Source organism: Sphingomonas sp. (assembly GCF_013812825.1).
Taxonomy (GTDB): domain Bacteria; phylum Pseudomonadota; class Alphaproteobacteria; order Sphingomonadales; family Sphingomonadaceae; genus Sphingomicrobium.
The window spans coordinates 30786-52952 of the sequence record NZ_JACCSU010000050.1 but is presented as its reverse complement, the minus strand read 5'-3'; the positions used below and the strand labels follow the sequence as shown (position 1 = coordinate 52952).

The following is a 22167-nucleotide window of genomic DNA, read 5'->3' as shown; positions in this document are numbered from 1 at the left end:
AAGTGGTCGAGGGCGACCGCTCGCGGGTGCAGAATTTCGAGGGTGTGTGCATCGCCCGCTCGAACAAGGGCGTCGGCTCCAGCTTCACCGTCCGCAAGATCAGCTTCGGCGAGGGCGTCGAGCGCGTCTTCCCGCTCTACTCGCCGGCGATCGATTCGATCGAGGTCGTGCGCCGCGGCGCGGTCCGCCGGGCCAAGCTCTATTATCTGCGCGGACGGACCGGCAAGTCGGCCCGCATCGCCGAGCGGCGCGACATGCGCCGTGACATCCCCGGCGGCAAGGGCGCCGAGACGGAGAAGGGCGCCGCGTCGGAGAAGGGCGCTACGTCGGAGAAGGCGAAGGGCTGATGGCGTCGGGCTATCGCGTCGCGGTTGTCGGTGCGACCGGCAATGTCGGCCGCGAGATCCTCAATATCCTCGCCGAGCGGCAGTTTCCGCTGGCCGAGATCGCCGCGGTCGCTTCGGCCCGCTCGACCGGCGACGTCGTCGACTTCGGCGAGTCCGGGGAGACTCTCAGGGTCAAGAACCTCGACCATTTCGACTTCGCCGGCTGGGACATGGCGCTGTTCGCGGCCGGCTCCGAGACCAGCAGGCTGCATGTGCCGCGGGCCGCGGCCGCCGGCTGCACGGTGATCGACAACAGCTCGCTGTTCCGGATGGACCCCGACGTCCCGCTGATCGTGCCCGAAGTGAACGCCGCGGCGATCGCCGGCTATTCGAAAAAGAACATCATCGCCAACCCGAATTGCTCGACCGCACAGCTGGTGGTGGCCTTAAAGCCGCTGCACGACGCGGCGACGATCAGGCGGGTCGTCGTCGCGACTTACCAATCGGTTTCGGGCGCCGGAAAGGCCGGCATGGACGAACTGTTCGAGCAGTCGCGCAACATCTTCGTCGGCGAAGCGAGCGAACCCTCGCACTTCACCAAGCAGATCGCCTTCAACGTCATCCCGCACATCGATGAGTTCCTCGACGACGGCTCGACCAAGGAAGAATGGAAGATGGTCGTCGAGACAAAGAAAATCCTCGATCCGGCAATCAAGGTCACCGCGACCTGCGTCCGGGTGCCGGTGTTCGTCGGCCATTCCGAGGCGGTCAACATCGAATTCGAGAACGAGATCTCCGCCGCCCAGGCGCGCTCGATCCTTCGCGAGGCGCCCGGAATCATGCTGGTCGATAAGCAGGAGGACGGCGGCTATGTGACTCCGGTCGAGTGCGTTGGTGACTATGCGACCTTCGTCAGCCGGGTGCGTGAGGATTCGACCGTCGAGAACGGGCTGTCGCTGTGGGTAGTCAGCGACAATTTGCGCAAGGGGGCGGCGCTGAACGCGGTCCAGATCGCCGAGCTCCTCGGCCGCAAGCATCTGCAGAAAGCCGCCTAGCTCCTCGCAAGCGTGCTCGCCAGCAGCGGCGAATCCTTCGCCACCTGCGCGAGCATCGCCACCGCCTCGTCGATCGCGCGCCCCTGCAGCCGGATCTCCTGTTCGATCAGCTCGCGGCGAAGCGACGGGCTGTATTCATATTCCAGGGCCTTGGAATAGCGCCCCATCAGCGGCCCGCGAGCGATCTCCCGGACCCGCTCGTCGGAAGCCTCGAACCCGAAGAATTGCGCGAGCCCGGCAAGCGCCCCTTCGATGTCGCCGAGCAGCGCATCGAAGTCGGCCCATCGCACGTGCCGGTCGGCCATCGCCTCGGCGGCGGCTTCGAGCGCGGTCATTTCGCACGCCCAGGCGGCTGCCGCGAGATGCGCGGGGCCGTGGCCGGACAGGCCGCGGACTCGCTCCGCCATCCGCCGCGACCGGCTGTCGGCAAGCGCCGCCAATTCCCGAACGCTGTTCTCGCCGGCGAGGATCGAGGCGATGTAATGGCGCGGCTTTGCGTACAGGAACAGAGCCCGCTCGCCGGACACGACCAGCTCGGCGGCGATCTCGCTGACGAAGCTGGTTGCCTTGACCAGCGCGATCTCGCCGGGAGCGAAGGTGCGCGACAGCAGCTTGCGAACCGCAGGCACGTACTGGTCTCGGCGGCCCGAAGCCGCGACGTCGCGCAGGATGCGGGGCTCGCGCACCGCGAGCACCCCGTGGAGCTCGCCCAGCAACCGCGCGAGCAGGGTCGAGCCGACATGGCCGATGTGGAAAATCCACCGCGCATCGCCGCGCGCGTCGGCGGGAATGGCCGCGGCGATTTCGGCGAACGGGCGAGTCACCGAATGAACCGGCGCCTGCAGCATCCGGTCGTCGAGGAAGCTTGCCGCCCGGTACCCGTCCGGAGTCATCTCGATCAGCCGGACGACGCCGGCATTCGGGTCGAGCGCCTGCGCCAGCCAGCGCGCGTCGCGGACGATTTCCCGGGCTGGAGGGGCGGCCGACGGAGCGCTGGACATGCCGCCCCTTAGCCGCGCAAAGGGCCGCGTGCATCCTCATTCCAGGCGGGAGAAAAGCGCACATGGCGGACGAGGTGATGGAAGGCGGCTGCGCGTGCGGCCGGGTCCGCTTCAGGGCCCGTATCGAAGATGACGAAGCCTATCTGTGCCATTGCCGAATGTGCCAGCGGGCGACCGGCTCGGTCTCGATCGCGTTCAAGAACCTCGCGCAAGCCGATGTCGAGTGGGCGAGCGGCCCGGACTGGTTCGAGAGCTCGCCGATCGCGCGGCGCCCTTATTGCCGCGATTGCGGCACTTCGCTGGGATTTCAGTTCCGCGAGGGCAAGAACATGGACCTGACGGTCGCTGCGTTCGACGACCCGTCGCGGTTCCGGCCGACCAGCCACTTCGGTTCCGAATCCCTCCACCGCGCCTGGCTGAACACCGAAGGGCTGCCCGAGCATCTGACCACCGACAACCCGGCCTTGGTGGATCGCTGGATCGCCGCCACGGGCAAGATGCCCGACTAGTCTGGACTCGCGTCGCGGCTCGGCGCACAAAGTCGATCTCGGCGGGAGGAACAGACATGCCGCATTATGTGATTGAACGCGAAATGCCGGGTGTTGGAAAACTCGGACCGACCGACCTCAAGTCCGCTTCGCAAACCTCCTGCTCGGTCATCCGCGACCTTGGCCAGGATATCCAGTGGGTCCACAGCTACGTTACCGACAACAAGATCTATTGCATTTATCGTGCGCCCGACGAGGACATCATCCGCGAGCATGCGCAGCGCGGTGGGTTTCCGGCCAACAAGATCTCGCTCGTCCGGAACATGATCGACCCGACGACCGCCGAATAGAGGCTCAAGACTCACCGCCAGAGTCCTGATATCGATGGGCCAGGGGGTGTATGGCGGACGTGTTCGTTTCCTATGCGCGGCCGGACGAGCCGCATGCTGCACGCGTTGCGGAAGCGCTCCGCCGCGAAGGCTATCAGGTGTGGCGCGACGATGAGCTGCCCGCGCACCGCGCCTACGGAGACGTCATCGAGGAACGGCTGAAGGCTGCAAAAGCGGTCGTCGTGTTATGGTCGGCGGAGGCGGCGAGGTCGCAATGGGTGCGCGCCGAGGCCGACATCGCTCGCTCTGCGGGCACGCTGGTCCAGGGTGTGCTCGATGCGACCGTCCCGCCGCTTCCGTTCAACCAGATCCAATGCGCCGACTTGCGAGATTGGGACGGGAACGGGGAATCCCCGGGTTGGACCAAGGTGGTCGCCAGCGTTCGAGCGCTCGCTCCGGCGGGAAAAAACGAGCCCAAGCAGCCCGCCCGGCGGTCCCGGCGGGAAGTGTCCGTCTGTGTCCTTCCGTTCGCCAACATGAGCGGCGACGCCGAACAGGAATATTTCAGCGACGGAATCAGCGAGGACATCACCACCGATTTGTCGCAGATCTCGGCGCTCGGAGTGACTGCCCGCAACACTGCCTCCACTTTCAAGGGACGTTCGGTCGATGTCTGCGACGTCGCCGAAAAGCTCGGGGTCACCCATGTGCTCGAAGGCAGCGTCCGCAAGGCCGGCAGCCGCGTGCGGATCACCGCCCAGCTGATCGACGGCGCGACCGGGGACCACGTCTGGGCCGACCGCTATGACCGCGACCTCAACGACATTTTCGCGATCCAGGACGAGATTTCCAAGGCGATCGTCGGCGCTCTCAAGCTCAAGCTGCTTCCCGAGGAAAAGAAGGCGATCGAGCAGCGCGGCACGACCAGCGCCGAAGCCTACAACCTCTATTTGATGGCCCGAAAGTACTGGATCACCGGCAATCACGGGGACGTCCGCCGGGAGCAACGGGTGATGCGCATCTGCGGTCGAGCCGTTGAGATCGACCCTTATTACGCCCGTGCCTGGGCTCTTCTGGCTCTCGCCCAGTCGAGCATGCGTTACAGTTTCGGCTGCGAGGTCGACGACGGGTTTGCCGCCGCCCATACGGCCTTGTCGATCGATCCGAGCATCGCCGAGGCCTATTGCGCGATGGCCCTGCGGCTCGAGCACAACCAGCGACTGGACGATGCCGAGGCGGAAATCGCCAAGGCTCTCCAGCTCGACCCGGATTGCTGGGAGGTCAACAAGGAAGCCGCGCGGCTGTGCATGCTTCGCCGCAACATCCCCGAAGCAACTCGCCATTACGAGAAAACTGTCGAGGTGATGGAGAATGACTACCACGCCTGGGCGATACTGGTCAGCTGCTACCAGGCCGCGGACAATCGTGAGGGCGTGCTCCGCGGGGCCCGGATGATGGTCGCGCAGGCCGAAAAAGCGGTTGCCGAGGACCCCAGCAACGGCTCGGCGATCGGGGTCGGCGCCGGTGGCCTGGCGTTGCTCGGAGAGACCGACCGCGCGAAAGAGTGGATCGAGCGGGCGATGCTGGTCGATCCCGACAACCTCAACATGCGCTACAATTTCGCCTGCATCCTCGCCGCTTACCTCGATGACAATGAGGGTGCGTTGAAGCTGCTCGCGCGGACCCTGGCGGAAACCTCGGGGCCGCGAGCGGTAAGGTCCGCCCAGACCGACCCCGACCTCGATCCCCTGCGCGAAGACCCGCGCTTCCAGAAGATGATGGCGGACGCGGAAAGGCGGCTCGGCATCGACAACAAGACGGCGCCTACCTCCGCTGTGTCGAGTTAGCCGGGCAATGCCGCCTCGTTCCCCGGCCGCGCCCACCGCGCCCGCCGTCCATCGCTGGACCGCGTCCGACGGCACCGAGCTCGCCTGGCACGAAGTCGGCGAGGGGCGGGCCGTGATCCTGCTCCACGGACTGTTCTCGGACGCGGCGATGAACTGGATCAACTTCGGCCATGCCGACCGCATCGCCGCCACCGGCCGGCGGGTGATCATGCCCGACCTTCGCGCCCACGGGCTCAGTGGCAAGCCGCATTCGCCCGACGCCTATCCGCACGCGATTCTGGTCCGCGATTTGAATGAGCTGATCGCTCACCTCGAGCTCGCCGACTTCGACCTCGGCGGTTTCTCGCTGGGCGCCCGGACGGTCGTCCAGGCGGTCGGCGAGGGCCTGCGCCCGGGCAAGGCGGTGCTCGCCGGGATGGGGCTTCGCGGATTGCAGAACTGGGGCAAGCGCCAGGCCTTCTTCCGCGACGCGATCGCCCATTTCGACACCAGCGCGCGGGGCGACCCGCACTGGCTGGCGATCCAGTTCATGAAAACCATGAAGGTCGACCGGGTCGCCGTCGGCCACGTCCTGTCGAGCTTCAGCGACATGGCGCCGCAATGGCTCGAGGCCTTCTCGATGCCGACGCTGGTCGTGTGCGGCAGCGAGGACGAGGACAACGGCTCGGCCAAGGAGCTCGCCGAGGCGCTTCCCGACGCCCGGTTCGCCGAAGTGCCCGGAACGCACATGAGCTCGGTCACCAAACCGGAACTCGGGGAAGAAATTGCCGCTTTCCTGAAGGGTTGACGATTTTCGCGCCAGGTTTCACTCGTTCCCCACGCGAACAGCCAAAGACTCGAGGACGAGGACGCCCGCCATGAAATTTGCCGCCTCCGTATCGCTTGCCGCAATCGCGCTTGCCGCTTGTGCCACCAACCCGCCGGTCGCGGCGCCGCTCGTTGTCGCCGACGCCGACGCCGCCCCCGGTCGAGCCGTCGCTGCGGCTCCGACCGCCGCCGCGGCCGACGCCTTCGTCGCCCGTGCCGAAAAGGAGCTCGACGAGCTCAGCCTCTATGTGAACAAGTCGGCCTGGGTGAACGCAACCTACATCACCGAAGACACCGACTGGCTCGCTTCGAAGGCCGGCGCGGAACTGACCGAGGCGCAGGTCCGTCTGGCGACCGAGGCCGCGCGGTTCGACGCCGTCCAGGGACTCTCGTTCGACACGAGGAGAAAGCTCGACATCCTCAAGCAGGGAATCGTCGCACCGGCCGAGAATGTGCCCGGAGCGGCGGACGAGCTGGCGACCCTGCTGACCGGCCTGCAAAGCCGATATGGCAAGGGCCGGGGGCTCTACAAAGGCAAGCCGACACCGGGCGTCGATCTTGAAGAGCTGATGGGCACCGAGCGCAATCCCGAGCTTCTCAAGGAGATGTGGGTCAGCTGGCACAACAATGTCGGCCGCCCGATGCGAACCGATTATTCCCGCTTCGTGGAGCTGTCGAACGCCGGCGCTCGCGGACTCGGCTACGCCAACACGGGAGCGATGTGGCGGTCCGGCTACGACATGGCGCCCGACGAGTTCGCGGCGCTGACCGACAAGCTGTGGAACGAGGTGAAGCCGCTGTACGACCAGCTGCATTGCTACACCCGAGCAAAGCTCAACCAGAAATACGGCAATTCGGTCCAGCCGGCGACCGGTCCGATCCGCGCCGACCTGCTCGGCAACATGTGGGCGCAGGAATGGGGAGGGATCTACGACATCGTCGCCCCGCGGGGTGCCGGCGACATCGGCTACGACCTCACGGACCTGCTGGTGGCCAAGAAGTACACGCCCGAGAAGATCGTCAAGACCGGTGAGAATTTCTTCTCGTCGCTGGGCTTCGCTCCGCTTCCCCAGACTTTCTGGGAGCGCTCGATGATCACCAAGCCGGGCGACCGCGAAGTGGTCTGCCACGCGTCCGCCTGGGACATCGACAACCGCGACGACATCCGCATCAAGATGTGCACCAAGGTCAACGCCGACGACTTCGTCACCGTCCACCACGAGCTCGGCCACAATTACTACCAGCGCGCCTACAAGGACCAGCCGATCCTCTACAAGGACAGCGCCAACGACGGCTTCCACGAAGCGATCGGCGACATGATCGCATTGTCGGTGACGCCCGAATATCTGACGCAGGTCGACCTGCTTGCCGAAAATCGCGTCCCGCCCGCTTCCAAGGACATCGGCCTGCTGCTCCGCCAGGCGATGGACAAGGTGGCGTTCCTGCCGTTCGGGCTGATGGTCGACCGCTGGCGCTGGGGGGTCTTTTCGGGGGAGACGACGCCCGCCACCTACAACCAGGCGTGGACGGACCTGCGCCTGCGCTACCAGGGCATCACTCCGCCGGTGACGCGCGCCGCCACGGATTTCGATCCGGGCGCCAAATTCCACATCCCCGGCAACACGCCGTACACGCGCTATTTCCTCGCCCGGATCCTGCAGTTCCAGTTCTTCGAGGCGGCGTGCCGCCAGGCCGGCTGGACCGGGCCGCTGCACCGCTGCTCCTTCTACAACAACAAGGAAGTCGGCCGCGGCCTCAACGCGATGCTCGAGATGGGCAAGTCACGGCCGTGGCCCGACGCGCTCGAGGCGTTCGCCGGCACACGCGAAATGTCGGGCCGGCCGCTGCTCGCTTACTTCGCCCCGCTGCAAGGCTGGCTCCAGGAGCAGAACCGCGGCAAGCAATGCGGCTGGTGAGCTAAGCACAGGCTAAACAAAAAGGGGCGCCGCGAGGCGCCCCTTCGTTTGCGAGCTAGTGCTCGGCGCTTACTCGCGGCCGCGTCCGCTGGGGCCGGTGTCGATCGAGCCGCCGCTCATCGTTCCGCTGCCGGTCGACGAACCGCTGGTCGCGCTGCGGCGCTTGCTGGCGGTCCGGCTGGGCGCCGATCCGATGCGGTTGGAGCTGCCGGTTGCCGGGGTGCCGAAATCGCCGGAAGCTCCGCCGCCGGTCGAGGCGCTGAAGCGATTCTCGCCCCCGGCCATCTCGAACTCCCGCTCGGAACTCATGTTCTCGGTCCACTCACCGATCTGATCGCTCAGCTGGCTCAGCTGGTCGCTGATCTGGCCGCGCTTCGACCACAGGAACACGCCGGCTCCGACGGCCGCCGCCGCAGCCGCGGCAGCCGCCACCGGACGTTCGCGGGCCGTGTCCATCCAGCCGTTGCTATATTGATTATGCCCTTCCGGATTGTTGTTCTTGGAACGACGGCTCCGGTTGCCGCCTCGATTATTGCTGCTGTTCCGGGGCATGAAATACTCTCCTCATGTTTGGGGTTGTCGCGCAATGATAAACGCCCGGAAGCGCAGCGCGTTTCCCCGATAGGGCGAAGAGAGGCGAGGACGCGACGGCTGCTCGGGAAAGCCCCTCAAACCTGTTCGAGAAGATGTTCGGCGCTCGATGCTTCATAGGCGCCCGGAGCCTCGACATTGAGCTGCTCGACGACCCCGTCGTTGACGATCATCGAGTAGCGCTGGCTGCGCTTGCCCATTCCGAACTTGCTGCCGTCCATGGCCAGCCCGACCGCGTCGGCAAAGGTGCCGTTGCCGTCCGCCAGCATGGTGATGTCGGCCGATCCCTCGCTCTGGTTCCACGCGGTCAGGACGAACGGGTCGTTGACCGCGACGCAGGCGATCTCGTCGACCCCTCTGGATTTGAGCTCGCCGGCCTTGTCGACGAAGGACGGCAGGTGGCGGACCGAGCAGGTCGGGGTGAACGCCCCCGGGACCGCGAACAGGGCGACCTTCTTGCCGCGGAAATATTCGCCGCTGGTGGTCGGCTGCGGTCCGTCCGGAGCCGCGATCGCCAGCGGCACGTCGGGAATTTTGTCGCCGACAGAAATGGTCATGGGAGATTCTCCTGGAGGGACGAGTGTTGGGACAAGGCGGCAGATAGGCCCGGCGACAGCCCGCCTCAAGGGTTGCCCGACGCCGGGTGCGAGGCCATGCTCGACGGCGATGGACAAGCCGCCCTTCCTGTCGGGCAAGCTGCTTCTGGCGATGCCGGGGATGGCCGACCCGCGCTTCGATCGGGCGGTGATCGCGCTCTGCGTCCACGACGAGAATGGAGCGGTCGGGATCGGCATCGGCCATACCCGCGCGGGGCTTCGCTTTCGCGGCCTTTTGAACCAGCTCGGGATCGATCCCGGCGAGGCTCCCGACAGTGCTGTCCACCACGGCGGTCCGGTCGAGCCGGGGCGCGGTTTCATTCTCCACTCGACCGACTGGGGCGGCCAGGACACGCTGCACGTGGTCGGCGAGCGGGGCGAGCTGTGCGCGATGACCGGAACCATCGACGTTCTGAAAGCGATCGCCGAGGGGCGGGGACCGTCGCGCTGGGTGGCGGCGCTGGGTTACGCCGGCTGGGAGGAATCCCAGCTCGAGGAAGAGATGACCCGTCACGGCTGGTTCGCGGCCGAGGGCGATCCGGCGATCCTGTTCGACACCCCGACCGAGGAGCGCTGGGCGGCGGCGTTCAAGTCCCAGGGCGTCGATCCGCGGCTGCTGTCGAGCGAAACCGGGGTCGCCTGAGGCTTCCGGCTTCAACATATAAAGAATTCTTTATATTTGCTTTGGAGACGCGGCGCGGCTAGGGCTCGCGGCGACCGAGGCGGCCGTTTGGCCAGTCTCTCAACCCTCTTGATCCGGAGCATCTCGTGGCGACCCAGGCTGAAACCCGTTTCAACGATTATGTCGTCAAGGATGTCGGCCTCGCCGATTTCGGCCGCAAGGAAATCGAGATCGCCGAAACCGAAATGCCGGGGCTGATGGCGTTGCGCGAGGAGTATGGGTCCTCCAGGCCCCTGAAGGGCGCGCGGGTCACCGGGTCGCTGCACATGACGATCCAGACCGCGGTTCTGATCGAGACGCTCACCGCCCTGGGCGCGGAAGTCCGCTGGGCGTCGTGCAACATCTTCTCGACCCAGGACCATGCGGCCGCGGCGATCGCCGCCAGCGGAGTCCCGGTGTTCGCGATCAAGGGTGAGACCCTCGAGGATTATTGGGAATATGCGGCGCGGATCTTCGACTGGGCGACGCCAGGCCAGCCCGACCGCACCGCCAATCTGATCCTCGACGACGGCGGCGATGCGACCATGTTCGCGCTGTGGGGCGCGCGCGCCGAGGCGGGCGAGGAGCTGTTCGAGCCGTCCAACGAGGAAGAGGAGATCTTCGTCGCGACCCTCAAGCGGTTCCTCAAGGAGCGCCCGGGCTACCTCACCAAGACGGTCGAGAACATCAAGGGCGTGTCCGAAGAAACCACCACTGGGGTTCACCGGCTTTACGACCTCGCCAGGCAGGGCAAGCTCCCGTTCCCGGCGATCAACGTCAACGACAGCGTCACCAAGTCGAAGTTCGACAATCTCTACGGCTGCCGCGAGAGCCTGGTCGACGCGATCCGCCGGGCGACCGACGTGATGCTCGCCGGCAAGATCGCCTGCGTCGCCGGCTTCGGCGACGTCGGCAAGGGCTCCGCGCAAAGCCTTCGAAACGGCGGAGCGCGGGTCATCGTCACCGAGGTCGACCCGATCTGCGCGCTGCAGGCGGCGATGGAAGGCTATGAAGTGGTGACCATGGAAGAGGCGGCGACGCGCGCCGACATCTTCGTCACCGCGACCGGCAACATGGACGTGATCACCCTCGATCACATGCGGGCGATGAAGAACATGGCGATCGTCTGCAACATCGGCCACTTCGACAGCGAGATCCAGATCGGCGCGCTGGCCAACATGAAATGGACCGAGATCAAGCCCCAGGTCGACGAGGTCGAATTCCCCGACGGCAAGAAGCTCATCGTCCTGTCTAAGGGGCGGCTGGTGAACCTCGGCAACGCGACCGGCCATCCGAGCTTCGTCATGTCGTCGAGCTTTTCCAACCAGGTGCTCGCCCAGATCGAGCTGTGGACCGGCGCCGACAAATATAAGAACGACGTCTATGTGCTTCCCAAGCACCTCGACGAGAAGGTCGCCGCGCTCCATCTCGACAAATTGGGGGTCAAGCTGACCAAGCTCAGCGACAAGCAGGCCGCCTACATCGGAGTCTCACCCGAAGGCCCGTTCAAGCCCGAGCATTATCGCTACTGAGCAGGCGCAAGGCCTCTCCGACGTTGAACGTTGCATTAATGTGACACTGAGCGGGAAGTTAAGTCTCTGCGCTGCCAAACCATTTCCTTTTGCGTCGGGGATGGACAAGGCTTCCGTCATGAGCCCGTTCCACGTTCGTTTCGGAGACTGATCGATGCGTCTTGCCAAGACCTTCACCCTATCCTCGTCCGCGATTGCCCTGTCGATTGCGGCGGCGAATCCGGCTTTTGCCCAGACCCAGGGGACTCCGACTCCGCCGAGCGACCCGCCGGCCTCGAGCGGCGCCGCGGGCGACGCGCCCGACCCGGCATGCTTGAACCTGCCTGAAGGCAGTGCGCGCGACCGCTGCATCTCGGGTGAGGTCGAACTCGAATCGGGTCAGGCTGTCGGCGATGACGAACAGGACATCGTCGTGACCGGATCGCGTATCCGCAATCCGAACGCGTCTTCGCCGGTGCCGATCACCTCGGTCAGCGCCGAGGAACTGACGGACCAGGGTGACGTCAACGTTGGCGATGCGCTGAACGATTTGCCGTCCCTGCGTTCGACCTTCAGTCAGGCGAACTCGACCCGGTTCATCGGCACCGCGGGCGTCAACCTCCTCGACCTGCGCGGGCTCGGCACCGAGCGGACGCTCGTGCTGGTCAACGGCCGCAGGCACGTCACGTACAACCCGGGCACGTTCCAGGTCGACGTCAACACGATCCCGACCGATCTGATCGAGCGCGTGGACATCGTCACCGGCGGCAGTTCGGCGGTGTATGGCTCGGACGCCGTTGCCGGTGTCGTCAACTTCGTCCTGAAGCGCGACTTCGACGGCATTCGCGTGCGTGGCCAGGGCGGCGTGTCGTCGCGCGGCGATCGTGGCATTCAGTTCATCACTCTGACCGCCGGCGAGAATTTCTTCGGCGATCGTGCGAACGTCGCGATCAACCTGGAATATGTGAACGCGGAGCCGCTCTATTTCCATCAGCGGCCAGGCCTGACCGGCTCGCAGGACGGCCGCTGCCAGTTCAACCTGGCCGAGCCCACTATCGGGGAGCCACCCGAGGGTGACAATGTGCCGGACAACCAGTTCTTCTGCGGTGTCCGCAACCTGACGATCTCAACCGGCGGTACCGCTGGTGCGCGTGGCGTCGGTGTGTTCGCTCCCACGAGTCCAAACTTCCCGTTCTCCTGTACGAACCCCAATGCCTCGGCGACGGTCCTTAGTCGCTGCCTTAACCCGGGGACTCCGCAGGGCCAGCCGCGCATCGTGGCCTTCAATCCAGACGGCACTGCGTGCCAGGTCATCCCGGCGCTCGACTTCCGCCCGTTCGGTGGAGGGAATTTCATCCAGCGCCCGAACGATCCGTGTCGGGGGGGGACGACCCTGCGCGAAACCGGACAGCTGGCGCCGGGCCTCGACCGGTACACGGCGAACTTGCTGGCCCATTATGAGGTCAGTGACGCGTTGCGTCCGTTCATCGAGGCGAAATTCGCTCGCGTTGACGCGCTCCAGGAAGGCCAGCCGAGCTTCTTCCAGGGCAGCTTCGCCGGGTTCTTCGGCAGCGGCCGCGGCATTACCTGCGACAACCCGTTCCTCACTCAGCAGAATATCCAGACCCTCCAGTCGATTGGCCGCTGCCTCGGCGGACCGACCTCGCAGGAAACCATTTTCCTGTCGCGGTTCAACGTTGATTTCGGAGGCCGCCAGCAGGAAATCCGGCGTGACACCTACCGGGTCGTGGGCGGGGTTACCGGCAACTTCAACACCGACTGGAATTACGAAGTCTCGTTGAACTACGGGCGTTCGAGCTCGGACACGAAGGCTCGGAACAATCTCGTCATCAACGACATCGGCCCAGACGGGGAACTCCTCGAGGGGCCGTTCCTGAGGGCCGTGGACGCGGTTCGCCTCCCGAACGGTAACATCGTCTGCCGGGTCAATGCCGATGCCGACCCGACGAACGACGATCCGAACTGCGTGCCGGTCAACCTGTTTGGTGCTGGAAGGCCCAGCCAGGCTGCGCTCGACTACTTCAACACGACCTCCTTGCTCGAAGGCAAGGCCTCGCAGTTCGATGCGCTTGCCTTCGTCAGCGGCGACACATCGCAGCTGTTCGAGTTCCAGGGTGGAGCTCCCCGTTTCGTGGTCGGCGGCGAATATCGCACCGAATCCGCCCATGAGGAGGCCGATCCGCTCTCGGCCGCCGGCGCGACCTTCTTCAACGCCTTCCCCGAGTTCGACCCGCCGAAGCTGAAGGTTCGTGAATTCTTCGGAGAAATTCAGCTACCGATCTTCCGCGACCTGCCGTTTGCCCGTGAGCTGACCCTCACCGGCGCGGCGCGTCATTCGGACTATAACACGGCCGCGGATACGACCTTCGCCTGGAATGCAAATGCGACCTGGTCTCCGCTTCGCGGCCTCCGGTTCCGCGGCAACTACTCGAAGTCGGTTCGCGTCCCGACGCTTGGCGACCTGTTCCAGCCGGCGACCCAGAACTTCGCGTTCGTGAGCGATCCGTGCGACGTGCTGTTCATTGGCACCGGTAGCTCCAACCGGGCGGCGAACTGCGCGGCGCTCGGAGTTCCAGTGGGCTTCGTCAACACGGTTGCCCGCACTCAGACGATTGAGATCGTGTCGGGCGGCAACGAGAACCTCCAGGAGGAGACCGGCAAGGGGTTCACGCTGGGCGGCGTTTTCACGCCTTCGTTCGTGCCGGGCCTCAGCCTCAGCGTCGATTATTACAAGATCAAGGTCGAGAACATCATTGCGACGCTGAGCGCACAAACGATCCTCAATCAGTGCGTCGACCTCCCGAGCACCAACAACCAGTTCTGTGCCCTGATCTTCCCGCGGCAGCCGGACGGCTTGTTCGCTCAGCCGGCCCTGCTGTCGTCGGGCGTCAACTTTGCGAGGCAGGACGCAAGCGGCATCGACTTCGATGTCGCCTACCGTCGCAATTTCTCGAACGGACATCGGCTCAACCTTCGCGGAATCGCGACCCGCGTTCTCAAGCGGAACAACTTCATCAGCCCGACCGACCCGGACTTCGCGGACCGGCAGCTGAGCGAGCTTGGTGACCCCAAGTGGGCAGCCAACGCAACGATTGCCTACGGGTTCGGCAATTTCGACATGCGCTACAACCTGAACTACATCGGCAAGCAGACGATCGGCGCATATGAGAACTACTTCTCGGTCCAGGGCCGGCCGCCTCAAAATGAGGACTTCACCGAGGAGGTGTATTACCCGGACGTGATGTACCACGCGCTCCGCCTCAGCATGAAGGTGCCGCAGGGCGGCCGCGACCGGATGACCTTCTACATCGGCGCCGACAACATCTTCGACACCAAGCCGCCACTCGGACTGCTGGGTATCGCGGGTGGAGATCCGTACGACTCAATCGGCCGCTACTTCTACGCGGGTGCCACGGTCGACTTCTAAGCGACGCTAACACTCTTCCAGGGCCGCTCCTTCGGGAGCGGCCTTTCTTTGTCTTGGCGGGGCGCGCAGCTACAACGGTTTTCGCTTTAACGCCGCCGACCTTGCATCCTATGACTTGATCATGACCGGGCGGCGGGGACGATGAGCGAGCTGACAGGCGCTAGCCTGATCGCAATCGCGCTCGCTGCAGTTTGGATCCTCGTCGCGGTGGCTGTTTCGGTGCTGGCCGCGCGGCGCCTCGCCAGCGCCGGCTCCGTGCTCGATTCCGCCCGCTCGATGGCGAGCTTGCTCGAGGTCGCGCCCGCCCGGCCGCTGCTGGTCCGCCCCGACGGCCGCATCGAGGCCGACCCGCGCCTGCTGCGCGAGCTCGGAATCGACCAGGCGCCGGCCAGGCTCGCCGATCTCGCCGGCGGTCATGTCGGCATCGAGAAGGAGGATCTCGACGCGCTGGTTGCCGACGTCGAGGCGGCCGCCATTGCCTGCGAGCGGGTCGAGCGCAAGGTGCGGGCGGCGGGATCGCGCCGGGTGTTCGATGTCCGCGGCGGGCCGGCGCCGCCGTCCGAGCCTCCCGGCACCCTGCTCTTGTGGCTGTTCGACACCAGCGCCAGCGAGGAGGAGCGCTCGAAGCTGTCGCTGCGGCTTCGCCAGACGGAAGGAGCGCTGGATTCGCTGACCCATCTGATCGAGTCGGCGCCGTTCCCGATGTGGTACCGCGGACCCGACCTCAAGCTCGGCCTGGTCAACAGCGCCTTTGTCGACGCCGTCGAGGCGAGCGACGCGGCCGAAGTCATTGCCAATGGCATCGAGCTGATCGACGAGCCGGGCGAAAACGGGGCGCGCGCAGCGGCCCTCAAGGCACTCGAGGTCGGCAAGATCCAGTCGCGCCACCAGGCGGCGATCTTGCGCGGCGAGCGGCGCATGCTGCGGATCGTCAACGTGCCGCTGCCGACGGGCGCTGTCGCCGGCTTCGCGATCGACATCCAGGAACTGGAGGACGCCCGCTTCGAGCTCGCTCGCCACGTCGAATCGCAGCGCGAGCTGGCCGACCGGATGACCGCCGGCGCGGCGCAGTTCGATGGCGACCGCTGCCTGAGCTTCTTCAACCAGCCGTTCGCGGTGATGGCGCAGCTCGACCCCGACTGGCTGGCCGAGCGCCCCGAATTCGACCGCGTGCTCGAACGCATGCGCGACAACCACCGATTGCCCGAAACGCGCGACTTCCCGGCCTGGAAGGAAGAGCGCCGGGGCTGGTTCAGCAGCCCCGAAGAAGTGATCGAGGAAGAATGGATGCTCGCCAATGGCGACCATTTGCGGGTCGTCGCCCAGCCGCTTCCGGACAGCGGGCTGCGCCTGTTCCTCGAGGACCGCACCGAGCAAGTGCGACTGGCGTCGGCCCGCGACACGCTGCTCCGGGTGCGAGCGGCTACGTTCGACAATTTGTTCGAGGCGATCAGCGTTTTCGCCAGCGACGGCCGGCTCTATCTTTGGAACCGCCGCTTCTGCCAGGTCTGGGACCTCGACGAGGAATGGCTGAGCGAGCACCCGCGAGTCGACGAGCTGGTGCCGGCGATGGCGCGCAAGCTGGTCAATCCGACCGCCGCGGCCCAGATCCGCGAGCAGGTCCGCCAGACGACCAGCAAACGGGAGTCGGCGGGCGGTCGGATCTCGATGACCGACGGGCGCCATTTCGAGTTTGCCGCGGTTCCGCTGCCGGACGGCAATGCGCTTTTCACGATGGTCGACGTGACCGACTCGACGCGGATCGAGGCGGCCTTGCGCGAACGCGCCACCGCGCTCGAGGCGGCGGACCGGGTCAAGACTGACTTCGTCGCCAACATGAGCTACGAGCTGCGCACTCCGCTGACTTCGATCGGCGGCTTTGCTGAAATGCTCTCGGAAGGCTACGCCGGGAAGCTGTCGCCGGCGGCCAAGGACTATGTGAGCGCGATCGTCGAGTCTTCGGGGCGGCTCGCCAAGCTGGTCGACGACGTGCTCGACCTGACCACCGGCGATACCCGCGGAATCAATCTCGAGCGCGAGCGGATCGACCTTGCCGGGCTGTGCCGGGCGGCGGTCGAAACCGCCCAGCCGAGGGCGGCCGAGAAAGCGCAGAAGCTGACCAGCGAGATTGACGCCTCGACCGGTTTCGTCATCGGCGATGCGCGGCGGCTGCGCGAATCGATCGAGCATGTGCTGCACAACGCGATCGCCTACACCGACCGCAGGGGCCGGATCGCGCTCAGGGCCGAAGGCGACGGCGAGCGCGCGGTGATCGAGATCAGCGACAATGGCTCGGGCATCGCAGAAGAAGACCTGCCGCGCGTGTTCAACCGCTTCGACCGGGTCGAGGAGGCGGGAGTCCGCGGCGAGGCGGCGCTGGGCCTCGGGCTTCCGCTCACTCGCCAGTTCATCGAGGCGCACGGCGGCACGGTCGAACTGGTGTCGAAGAAATCGAAGGGAACCACGGTCACTCTGACGGTGCCGCGCGGTGCGCCGTGATCCTGGCAAGCGAGGAGGAGACGGTGGCCCTCGGCGGGCAGCTCGCCGCCCGCGCCCGGCGCGGTGACATCGTCGCGCTTTCAGGGCCGCTCGGGGTCGGCAAGACCACGCTGGTCCGCGGCTTCCTGGCCGGGCTCGGCCATTCGGACGAGGTGCCGAGCCCGAGTTTTGCCATCGTCCAGCCTTACGAGGCGCTCGAGCCGCCGGCGTGGCACGTCGACCTTTACCGGCTCGAGGACCGCTCGGAACTGGAGGAGCTTGGCCTCGACTCCGCCGGCGATGCCATCCTGCTGGTCGAGTGGCCCGAGCGCGCCGGCGGGCACAGCTGGCCCAATGCGCTCCGACTGTCGCTCGACTTCGCCGAGGCCGGCGCACGGCGCTTGACAGCCCAAGTGCCCCCGGCATGGGAGGGGCGATGGCCCCCGCGATGATTCCGCCCGCCGATGCGCCGCGCTTCCTGGAAGCTTGCGGCTGGGGCGGGGCGCGGATCGAGCCGCTGGCCGGCGACGCCTCGTTCCGCCGCTATTTCCGAGTGATCGGCGAGGGCCGCTCGGCGGTTCTGATGGACGCGCCGCCGCCGCACGAGGACCCGCGGCCGTTCGCCGCGGTGGCCGAATGGCTGTGCTCGACCGGCCTGAGCGCTCCGGAGATCATCGCCCGCGACCTCGACAAGGGTCTGCTGCTGCTCGCCGACTTCGGCGATGCCCGGCTTCGCGATACGCTGGATCAAGACCCTGAGCGGGAGCGCGAGCTCTACGAGCTTGCAACCGACGTCCTCATTCATCTTCACCGCCACCCGCCGATGCCGGGGCTGCCCACGCACGGGCTCGACCAGTGGCTCGAGGAACTCAAGCTGTTCACCGACTGGTACTGCCCCGCGCTCGGGCTGGCGGTCGACGTCGAAGGTTACCGGTCCGCCTGGATCGAAGCGTTGCAGCCCGTCGCGTCCGATGGCCTCGGCCCGGTGACCATCCTTCGCGACTACCACGCCGAGAACATCATGCTGGTCGGCGGTCGCGAAGGGGTCGCGCACGTCGGCCTGCTCGATTTCCAGGACGCCCATTGCGGGCATCCGGCCTACGACCTCGCCTCGGTGCTCGAGGACGCTCGCCGCGACGTGCCGCCGCAGCTCGAGCGCGCGATGATGGACCGTTACGTGGCGGTGACGGGGCAGGGGAAAACCTTCGAGCGCGCTTACTGGTCGCTCGCCGCGCAGCGCAACACACGCATCATTGGCGTCTTCACGCGTCTGTGGAAGCGCGACGGCAGGCCGCATTACACCCAGTTCCAGCCGCGGATGTGGGGCCTTCTCGAACGCGACCTCGCAACCCCCCATCTGGCGCCGGTGCGCGCCTGGTTCGATTCGAACGTTGGCCCCGAGCACCGCGCCGCGCCGTGGAGCGAGGCGGCGTGAGCGCAAGCCGGCGAACGCTGCGGCTGCGGGCCGAGGTCGCGGCGGAGGTCCCGGATACCGCGATGGTCATGGCCGCGGGCCTCGGCAAGCGCATGCGGCCCTTGACCGCGACCAAGCCCAAGCCGCTGATCGAGGTCGCCGGAAAGGCGCTGCTCGACCATGTGCTCGACCGGCTTCGAGCAGCGGGAGTCAAGAAGGTCGTGGTCAACGTCCACTACCTCGCCGACGTTCTGGAGGCGCACTTGGTCCGAAGCGCGGACGAGCTCGAGGTGACGATCTCGGATGAACGCCCGCTGTTGCTCGAAACCGGCGGCGGCCTGGTGCGCGCTCAGTCGATGATCGAGTGCGATCCGTTCCTCGCGATCAACAGCGATAATCTGTGGGTCGACGGCCCCGCCGACACGCTCAAGCTGCTGGCCTCGCACTGGGACGGCAGCAAGATGGACGCTCTGCTCCTGCTGGTCCCGCACGCGCGGGCGATGAATCACAAGGGCTTGGGCGACTTTCACCTGGACCGGGCAGGGCGGCTGCGCCGCCGCGGCCGCTCGCGCGTCGCACCGTTCGTCTACACCGGCCTGCAGATCATATCGAAAAGGCTGCTCAGGGACGCGCCGGAAGGGCCGTTTTCGACGAACCTATTCTGGGACCGCGCAATCGCCGAGGGGCGCTGCTACGGAGCGGTTCACCAGGGCCTGTGGTTCGACGTCGGCAACCCCGAAGCGATCCGGGCCACCGAGCAGGTGCTCGCCAATGCCTGAACTGGCCGCCGAGCGGCCGCGGGCCCCGGCGGTGTTCACCATCCCGGCCCATCGTTCGTTCGCCGATTCTCTCGTCGCGGGCCTGAGGGCGCGGTTCGGCGACGGGCCGCTCGACCTCGCTCGGGGGCGGATCCTGCTTCCCAACAATCGCGCCGTTCGGACGGTCACCGAAGCGTTCGTCCGAGCCAGCGGCTCGGGGCTCGTGCTGCCGCGCCTGGTGCCGATCGGCGATCCCGAGCTCGAGGAGCGGATCGGCGGTGCGCTCGACCCGGCCGATACATCCGATCCGGTGCCGCCAGCGGTCGACCCGCTCGAGCGGCTGCTGGCCCTGACCCGGTTGGTCGCCGTCGACGGGACCGGAACGGCGGAAGCCGCGCGCCTGGCGGCCGATCTGGCGCGAACGCTCGACGCGCTGCTGATCGAGGAGGTGCTTCCGGCAAGGCTTGCCGAAGCGGCCGCCGATGCCCCCGAGCTCGCGCGCCATTGGCAGCTGTCGCTCGACCGCTTGCGCGCGATCCTCGACCGCTGGCCGGAGCAGCTCGCCGCAACCGGCAAGATCGACCTTGCCGAACGGCGCAACCGGCTGCTTCGGGCGATGGCGGACCGCTGGCGACGAAATCCGCCGGACGGCTTCACGATTGCCGCGGGAATCACCACCGCCGCGCCGGCGGTCGCAGCCTTGTTGCGGCGCGTCGCGGACCTGCCGGAAGGGTTGGTCGTTCTGCCGGGCCTCAGCCTCGCGTCGGTCATGCCCGACGAGGAATGGGAGGCGCTTGACTCGGACGAGGAGACGAGGGGCGAGGAAAGCCATCCGCAGTTCCACCTGAAGCTGCTTCTTCAGCGGATGGGCATTGCCCGCGATGAAGTGCGGCTGTGGCGCTCTTCGGGCCGTTCGGCGGCGCGGGCGATCCGCGGCCGCGCCGTCGCCAACGCGATGACCGCCGCCGACTTCAGCGACAAGTGGAACGGCCTCAAGCCCGCCGAACGGCGGCTGACTGGAATTCGCTCGGCCGAGCTGCCCGATCCGGCGGCCGAAGCCCAGGCGATCGCGCTCGCGCTGCGCGAGGCGGTCGAGACTCTCGGGCGAACGGCGGCGCTGGTGACGCCCGACCGGACGCTGGCCGCGCGCGTGTCGGCGTTGCTCGAGCGCTGGGGAATTCACGCCGACGACAGCGCCGGCAAACCGCTGTCGCAGGTCGCAGCGGGCACGTTGCTGCTCGGGATTGTCACCGCCGCGGCGGAGGATCTGGCGCCGGTGCCGCTGCTGTCGCTGCTCAAGCATCCGCTGGTCGGCGGTGAGGGGAACGCACGGCTCGAATGGCTGGACGATGTCCGCTCGCTCGATCTCGCGCTGCGCGGGCCGCGTCCGGCCGCCGCCCTGCACGGGCTCGACGAGCATTTTGCCGCACAGGACGAACAGCGGCAGTTCCGAGGCTGCCTTCGCGCCTGGAGGCGCGTTCGGAGCCTGGTCGCGCCGCTCGACGGGATGGTCGGAGCCCCGGTCGCGCTCAGCGCCTTCGCGGAGCGCCTGGCGCGGTCGGCAAACGCGCTTGCCGCCGACGCGGCCTGGCGAGGGCAGGAGGGGCGCATGGCCGCCGAGCTGCTCGCTGAGCTTGCGGGGTCAGCGGAGGCCGCCGGCCTCGCCCTGAGCGCCGAGGATTCGGTGCCGATGCTCCGCCAGTTGCTCGACGAGCGGCGGGTGCGGCCGCCGTTCGGCGGTCATCCGCGCGTGTTCATCTGGGGCCTGCTCGAGGCGCGCTTGCAACAGGCCGACCTGATGGTGCTCGGCGGGCTCAACGAGGGCGGGTGGCCGGCGCTTCCGGCGCCCGACCCGTGGCTGGCGCCGAAGATCCGCGCCAACCTTGGAATGCCCGGGCTCGATTTTCGGACCGGCCTCGCCGCGCACGACTTCGCCAGCGCGCTCGGTGCGCCAAGCGTCCTCGTCACCCGGGCGCGGCGCGACAGCCGTTCGCCGACGGTTGCCTCGCGCTTCTGGCTTCGGCTTCGGGCGATGACCGGCGGCCTCGCCCGCGACACTCGCCTCGAGAGGCTGGCCGCCACGCTGGACGATCCGGGCGTGCTTGAGCCGGCCAGCCGGCCGCGCCCGTCACCGGCGAAAAACAAGCGCCCCGACAGGATTTCCGTGACCGCAGTCGACCGCCTGAAGGCGGACCCGTTCGCCTTTTATGCCCAGGCGATACTCGGCCTGCGCAGCCTGGACTCGGTCGACGCCGATCACAGCGCCGCGTGGAAAGGCAGCGCGGTGCACGAGGTGCTCGAGCAGTGGCTGGCCGAGGACGAATGCGATCCCGGCAAGTTGCTGCCGCGTGCCCGGGCGCTGCTCGAAAGCGAGTCCATCCACCCGATGCTGCGCGCCTTGTGGCAGCCGCGGTTGATCGAGGCGATCCGCTGGGTCGAGCAGCAGGAGCGGGACAACCGCGCCGCTGGCAGGCGGCCCCTGAAGGCGGAAATCTGGGGGGAAACCGCAATCGACGGAGTGACCGTCTACGGAAAGGTTGATCGGATCGACCATTTCGATTCCGGCGGTCTGGCGATCGTCGACTACAAGACCGGCAAGGCCCCCGCCCAGAAGGCCGTCGACGCCGGTTTCGCGCTGCAGCTCGGCCTGCTCGGGCTGATCGCCCGCGCCGGCGGGTTCGACGGGGCCGACGGCGCGCCGCTCGCCCACGAATATTGGTCGCTGACCAAATATGGCGACGGTTTCGGCAAGCGCGTCTGCCCGGACAGGAAAATGGGCGCGGCCGACTTCCTGGCGCACGCCGAGGGCCATTTCATCGGCGCCGCGCGCCGCTGGCTGACGGGCGAGGAGCCGTTCACGGCCAAGCTCAACCCGGCCTACGCGCCGTACGGCGACTATGACCAGCTGATGCGGCTGGAGGAATGGTACGGCCGCGAATGA

Annotated in this window: 18 protein-coding genes; 15 read left to right on the top strand and 3 right to left on the bottom strand. The window is 66.8% G+C overall.

Features of this window, described 5'->3' with window-relative positions; genetic code table 11:
* Both rplS and H0T81_RS07075 read left to right on the top strand, forming a co-directional pair.
* A partial coding sequence (rplS, locus tag H0T81_RS07080) for a 50S ribosomal protein L19 (RefSeq protein ID WP_294011323.1) occupies nucleotides 1-347 on the top strand: 347 nt, incomplete at its 5' end.
* Entirely contained in the window at nucleotides 347-1381 is a 1035-nt protein-coding gene (locus tag H0T81_RS07075; RefSeq protein ID WP_294011321.1) for an aspartate-semialdehyde dehydrogenase, read from the top strand. The genes rplS and H0T81_RS07075, both read left to right, overlap by 1 nt.
* Here H0T81_RS07075 and H0T81_RS07070 read toward each other — a convergent pair.
* A complete protein-coding gene (locus H0T81_RS07070; protein WP_294011319.1) occupies nucleotides 1378-2382 on the bottom strand; it encodes a hypothetical protein in 1005 nt (334 codons plus the stop codon). The two genes, H0T81_RS07075 and H0T81_RS07070, sit on opposite strands and share 4 nt — an antisense overlap.
* Nucleotides 2383-2444: 62 nt before the next feature.
* Here H0T81_RS07070 and H0T81_RS07065 point away from each other — a divergent pair, with 62 nt between their 5' ends.
* The 5 genes from H0T81_RS07065 (at nucleotide 2445) to H0T81_RS07045 (ending at nucleotide 7769) form a co-directional block, all read left to right on the top strand.
* Entirely contained in the window at nucleotides 2445-2891 is a 447-nt protein-coding gene (locus tag H0T81_RS07065) for a GFA family protein (RefSeq protein WP_294011317.1), read from the top strand.
* A gap of 56 nt (nucleotides 2892-2947) precedes the next feature.
* Nucleotides 2948-3220: a DUF4242 domain-containing protein gene (locus H0T81_RS07060; protein WP_294011315.1), complete on the top strand. Its 273-nt coding sequence runs from the start codon at nucleotides 2948-2950 to the stop codon at nucleotides 3218-3220.
* A 50-nt stretch (nucleotides 3221-3270) separates the two neighbouring features.
* The gene (locus H0T81_RS07055) at nucleotides 3271-5046 is read left to right on the top strand and encodes a TIR domain-containing protein (RefSeq protein ID WP_294011313.1); all 1776 of its coding nucleotides are present in this window, start codon (nucleotides 3271-3273) and stop codon (nucleotides 5044-5046) included.
* Nucleotides 5047-5053: 7 nt separating this feature from the next.
* Complete coding sequence (locus H0T81_RS07050) at nucleotides 5054-5833, top strand: alpha/beta fold hydrolase (RefSeq protein ID WP_294011311.1); 780 nt, start codon at nucleotides 5054-5056, stop codon at nucleotides 5831-5833.
* Nucleotides 5834-5903: 70 nt separating this feature from the next.
* Nucleotides 5904-7769, top strand: coding sequence for a M2 family metallopeptidase (locus tag H0T81_RS07045; RefSeq protein ID WP_294011309.1), 1866 nt, complete (start codon nucleotides 5904-5906; stop codon nucleotides 7767-7769).
* A gap of 69 nt (nucleotides 7770-7838) precedes the next feature.
* Here H0T81_RS07045 and H0T81_RS07040 read toward each other — a convergent pair whose 3' ends face one another.
* Together H0T81_RS07040 and H0T81_RS07035 are read right to left on the bottom strand one after the other, a co-directional pair.
* The gene (locus H0T81_RS07040; protein WP_294011308.1) at nucleotides 7839-8321 is read right to left on the bottom strand and encodes a hypothetical protein; all 483 of its coding nucleotides are present in this window, start codon (nucleotides 8319-8321) and stop codon (nucleotides 7839-7841) included.
* Nucleotides 8322-8437: 116 nt separating this feature from the next.
* Entirely contained in the window at nucleotides 8438-8917 is a 480-nt protein-coding gene (locus tag H0T81_RS07035) for a peroxiredoxin (protein WP_294011306.1), read from the bottom strand.
* A 109-nt stretch (nucleotides 8918-9026) separates the two neighbouring features.
* Here H0T81_RS07035 and H0T81_RS07030 point away from each other — a divergent pair, with 109 nt between their 5' ends.
* The 8 genes from H0T81_RS07030 (at nucleotide 9027) to addB (ending at nucleotide 22167) form a co-directional block, all read left to right on the top strand.
* A complete protein-coding gene (locus tag H0T81_RS07030) occupies nucleotides 9027-9599 on the top strand; it encodes a YqgE/AlgH family protein (RefSeq protein WP_294011304.1) in 573 nt (190 codons plus the stop codon).
* 125 nt (nucleotides 9600-9724) lie between these two features.
* Nucleotides 9725-11149 (top strand): adenosylhomocysteinase, encoded by a 1425-nt coding sequence (gene ahcY / locus H0T81_RS07025; RefSeq protein WP_294011302.1) that lies wholly within the window; start codon nucleotides 9725-9727, stop codon nucleotides 11147-11149.
* Between the two features lie 154 nt (nucleotides 11150-11303).
* Nucleotides 11304-14576, top strand: coding sequence for a TonB-dependent receptor (locus tag H0T81_RS07020; protein WP_294011300.1), 3273 nt, complete (start codon nucleotides 11304-11306; stop codon nucleotides 14574-14576).
* A gap of 141 nt (nucleotides 14577-14717) precedes the next feature.
* Complete coding sequence (locus H0T81_RS07015; protein WP_294011298.1) at nucleotides 14718-17075, top strand: PAS domain-containing sensor histidine kinase; 2358 nt, start codon at nucleotides 14718-14720, stop codon at nucleotides 17073-17075.
* A complete protein-coding gene (gene tsaE / locus H0T81_RS07010) occupies nucleotides 17072-17506 on the top strand; it encodes a tRNA (adenosine(37)-N6)-threonylcarbamoyltransferase complex ATPase subunit type 1 TsaE (protein ID WP_294011296.1) in 435 nt (144 codons plus the stop codon). Before H0T81_RS07015 ends, tsaE begins: the two co-directional genes overlap by 4 nt.
* On the top strand, nucleotides 17503-18489 hold the full coding sequence (locus H0T81_RS07005; protein ID WP_294011327.1) for a phosphotransferase: 987 nt from the start codon (nucleotides 17503-17505) through the stop codon (nucleotides 18487-18489). The genes tsaE and H0T81_RS07005 overlap by 4 nt, the downstream gene beginning before the upstream one ends.
* Nucleotides 18486-19247, top strand: coding sequence for a nucleotidyltransferase family protein (locus H0T81_RS07000; protein ID WP_294011294.1), 762 nt, complete (start codon nucleotides 18486-18488; stop codon nucleotides 19245-19247). Before H0T81_RS07005 ends, H0T81_RS07000 begins: the two co-directional genes overlap by 4 nt.
* Entirely contained in the window at nucleotides 19240-22167 is a 2928-nt protein-coding gene (gene addB, locus H0T81_RS06995) for a double-strand break repair protein AddB (protein ID WP_294011292.1), read from the top strand. Before H0T81_RS07000 ends, addB begins: the two co-directional genes overlap by 8 nt.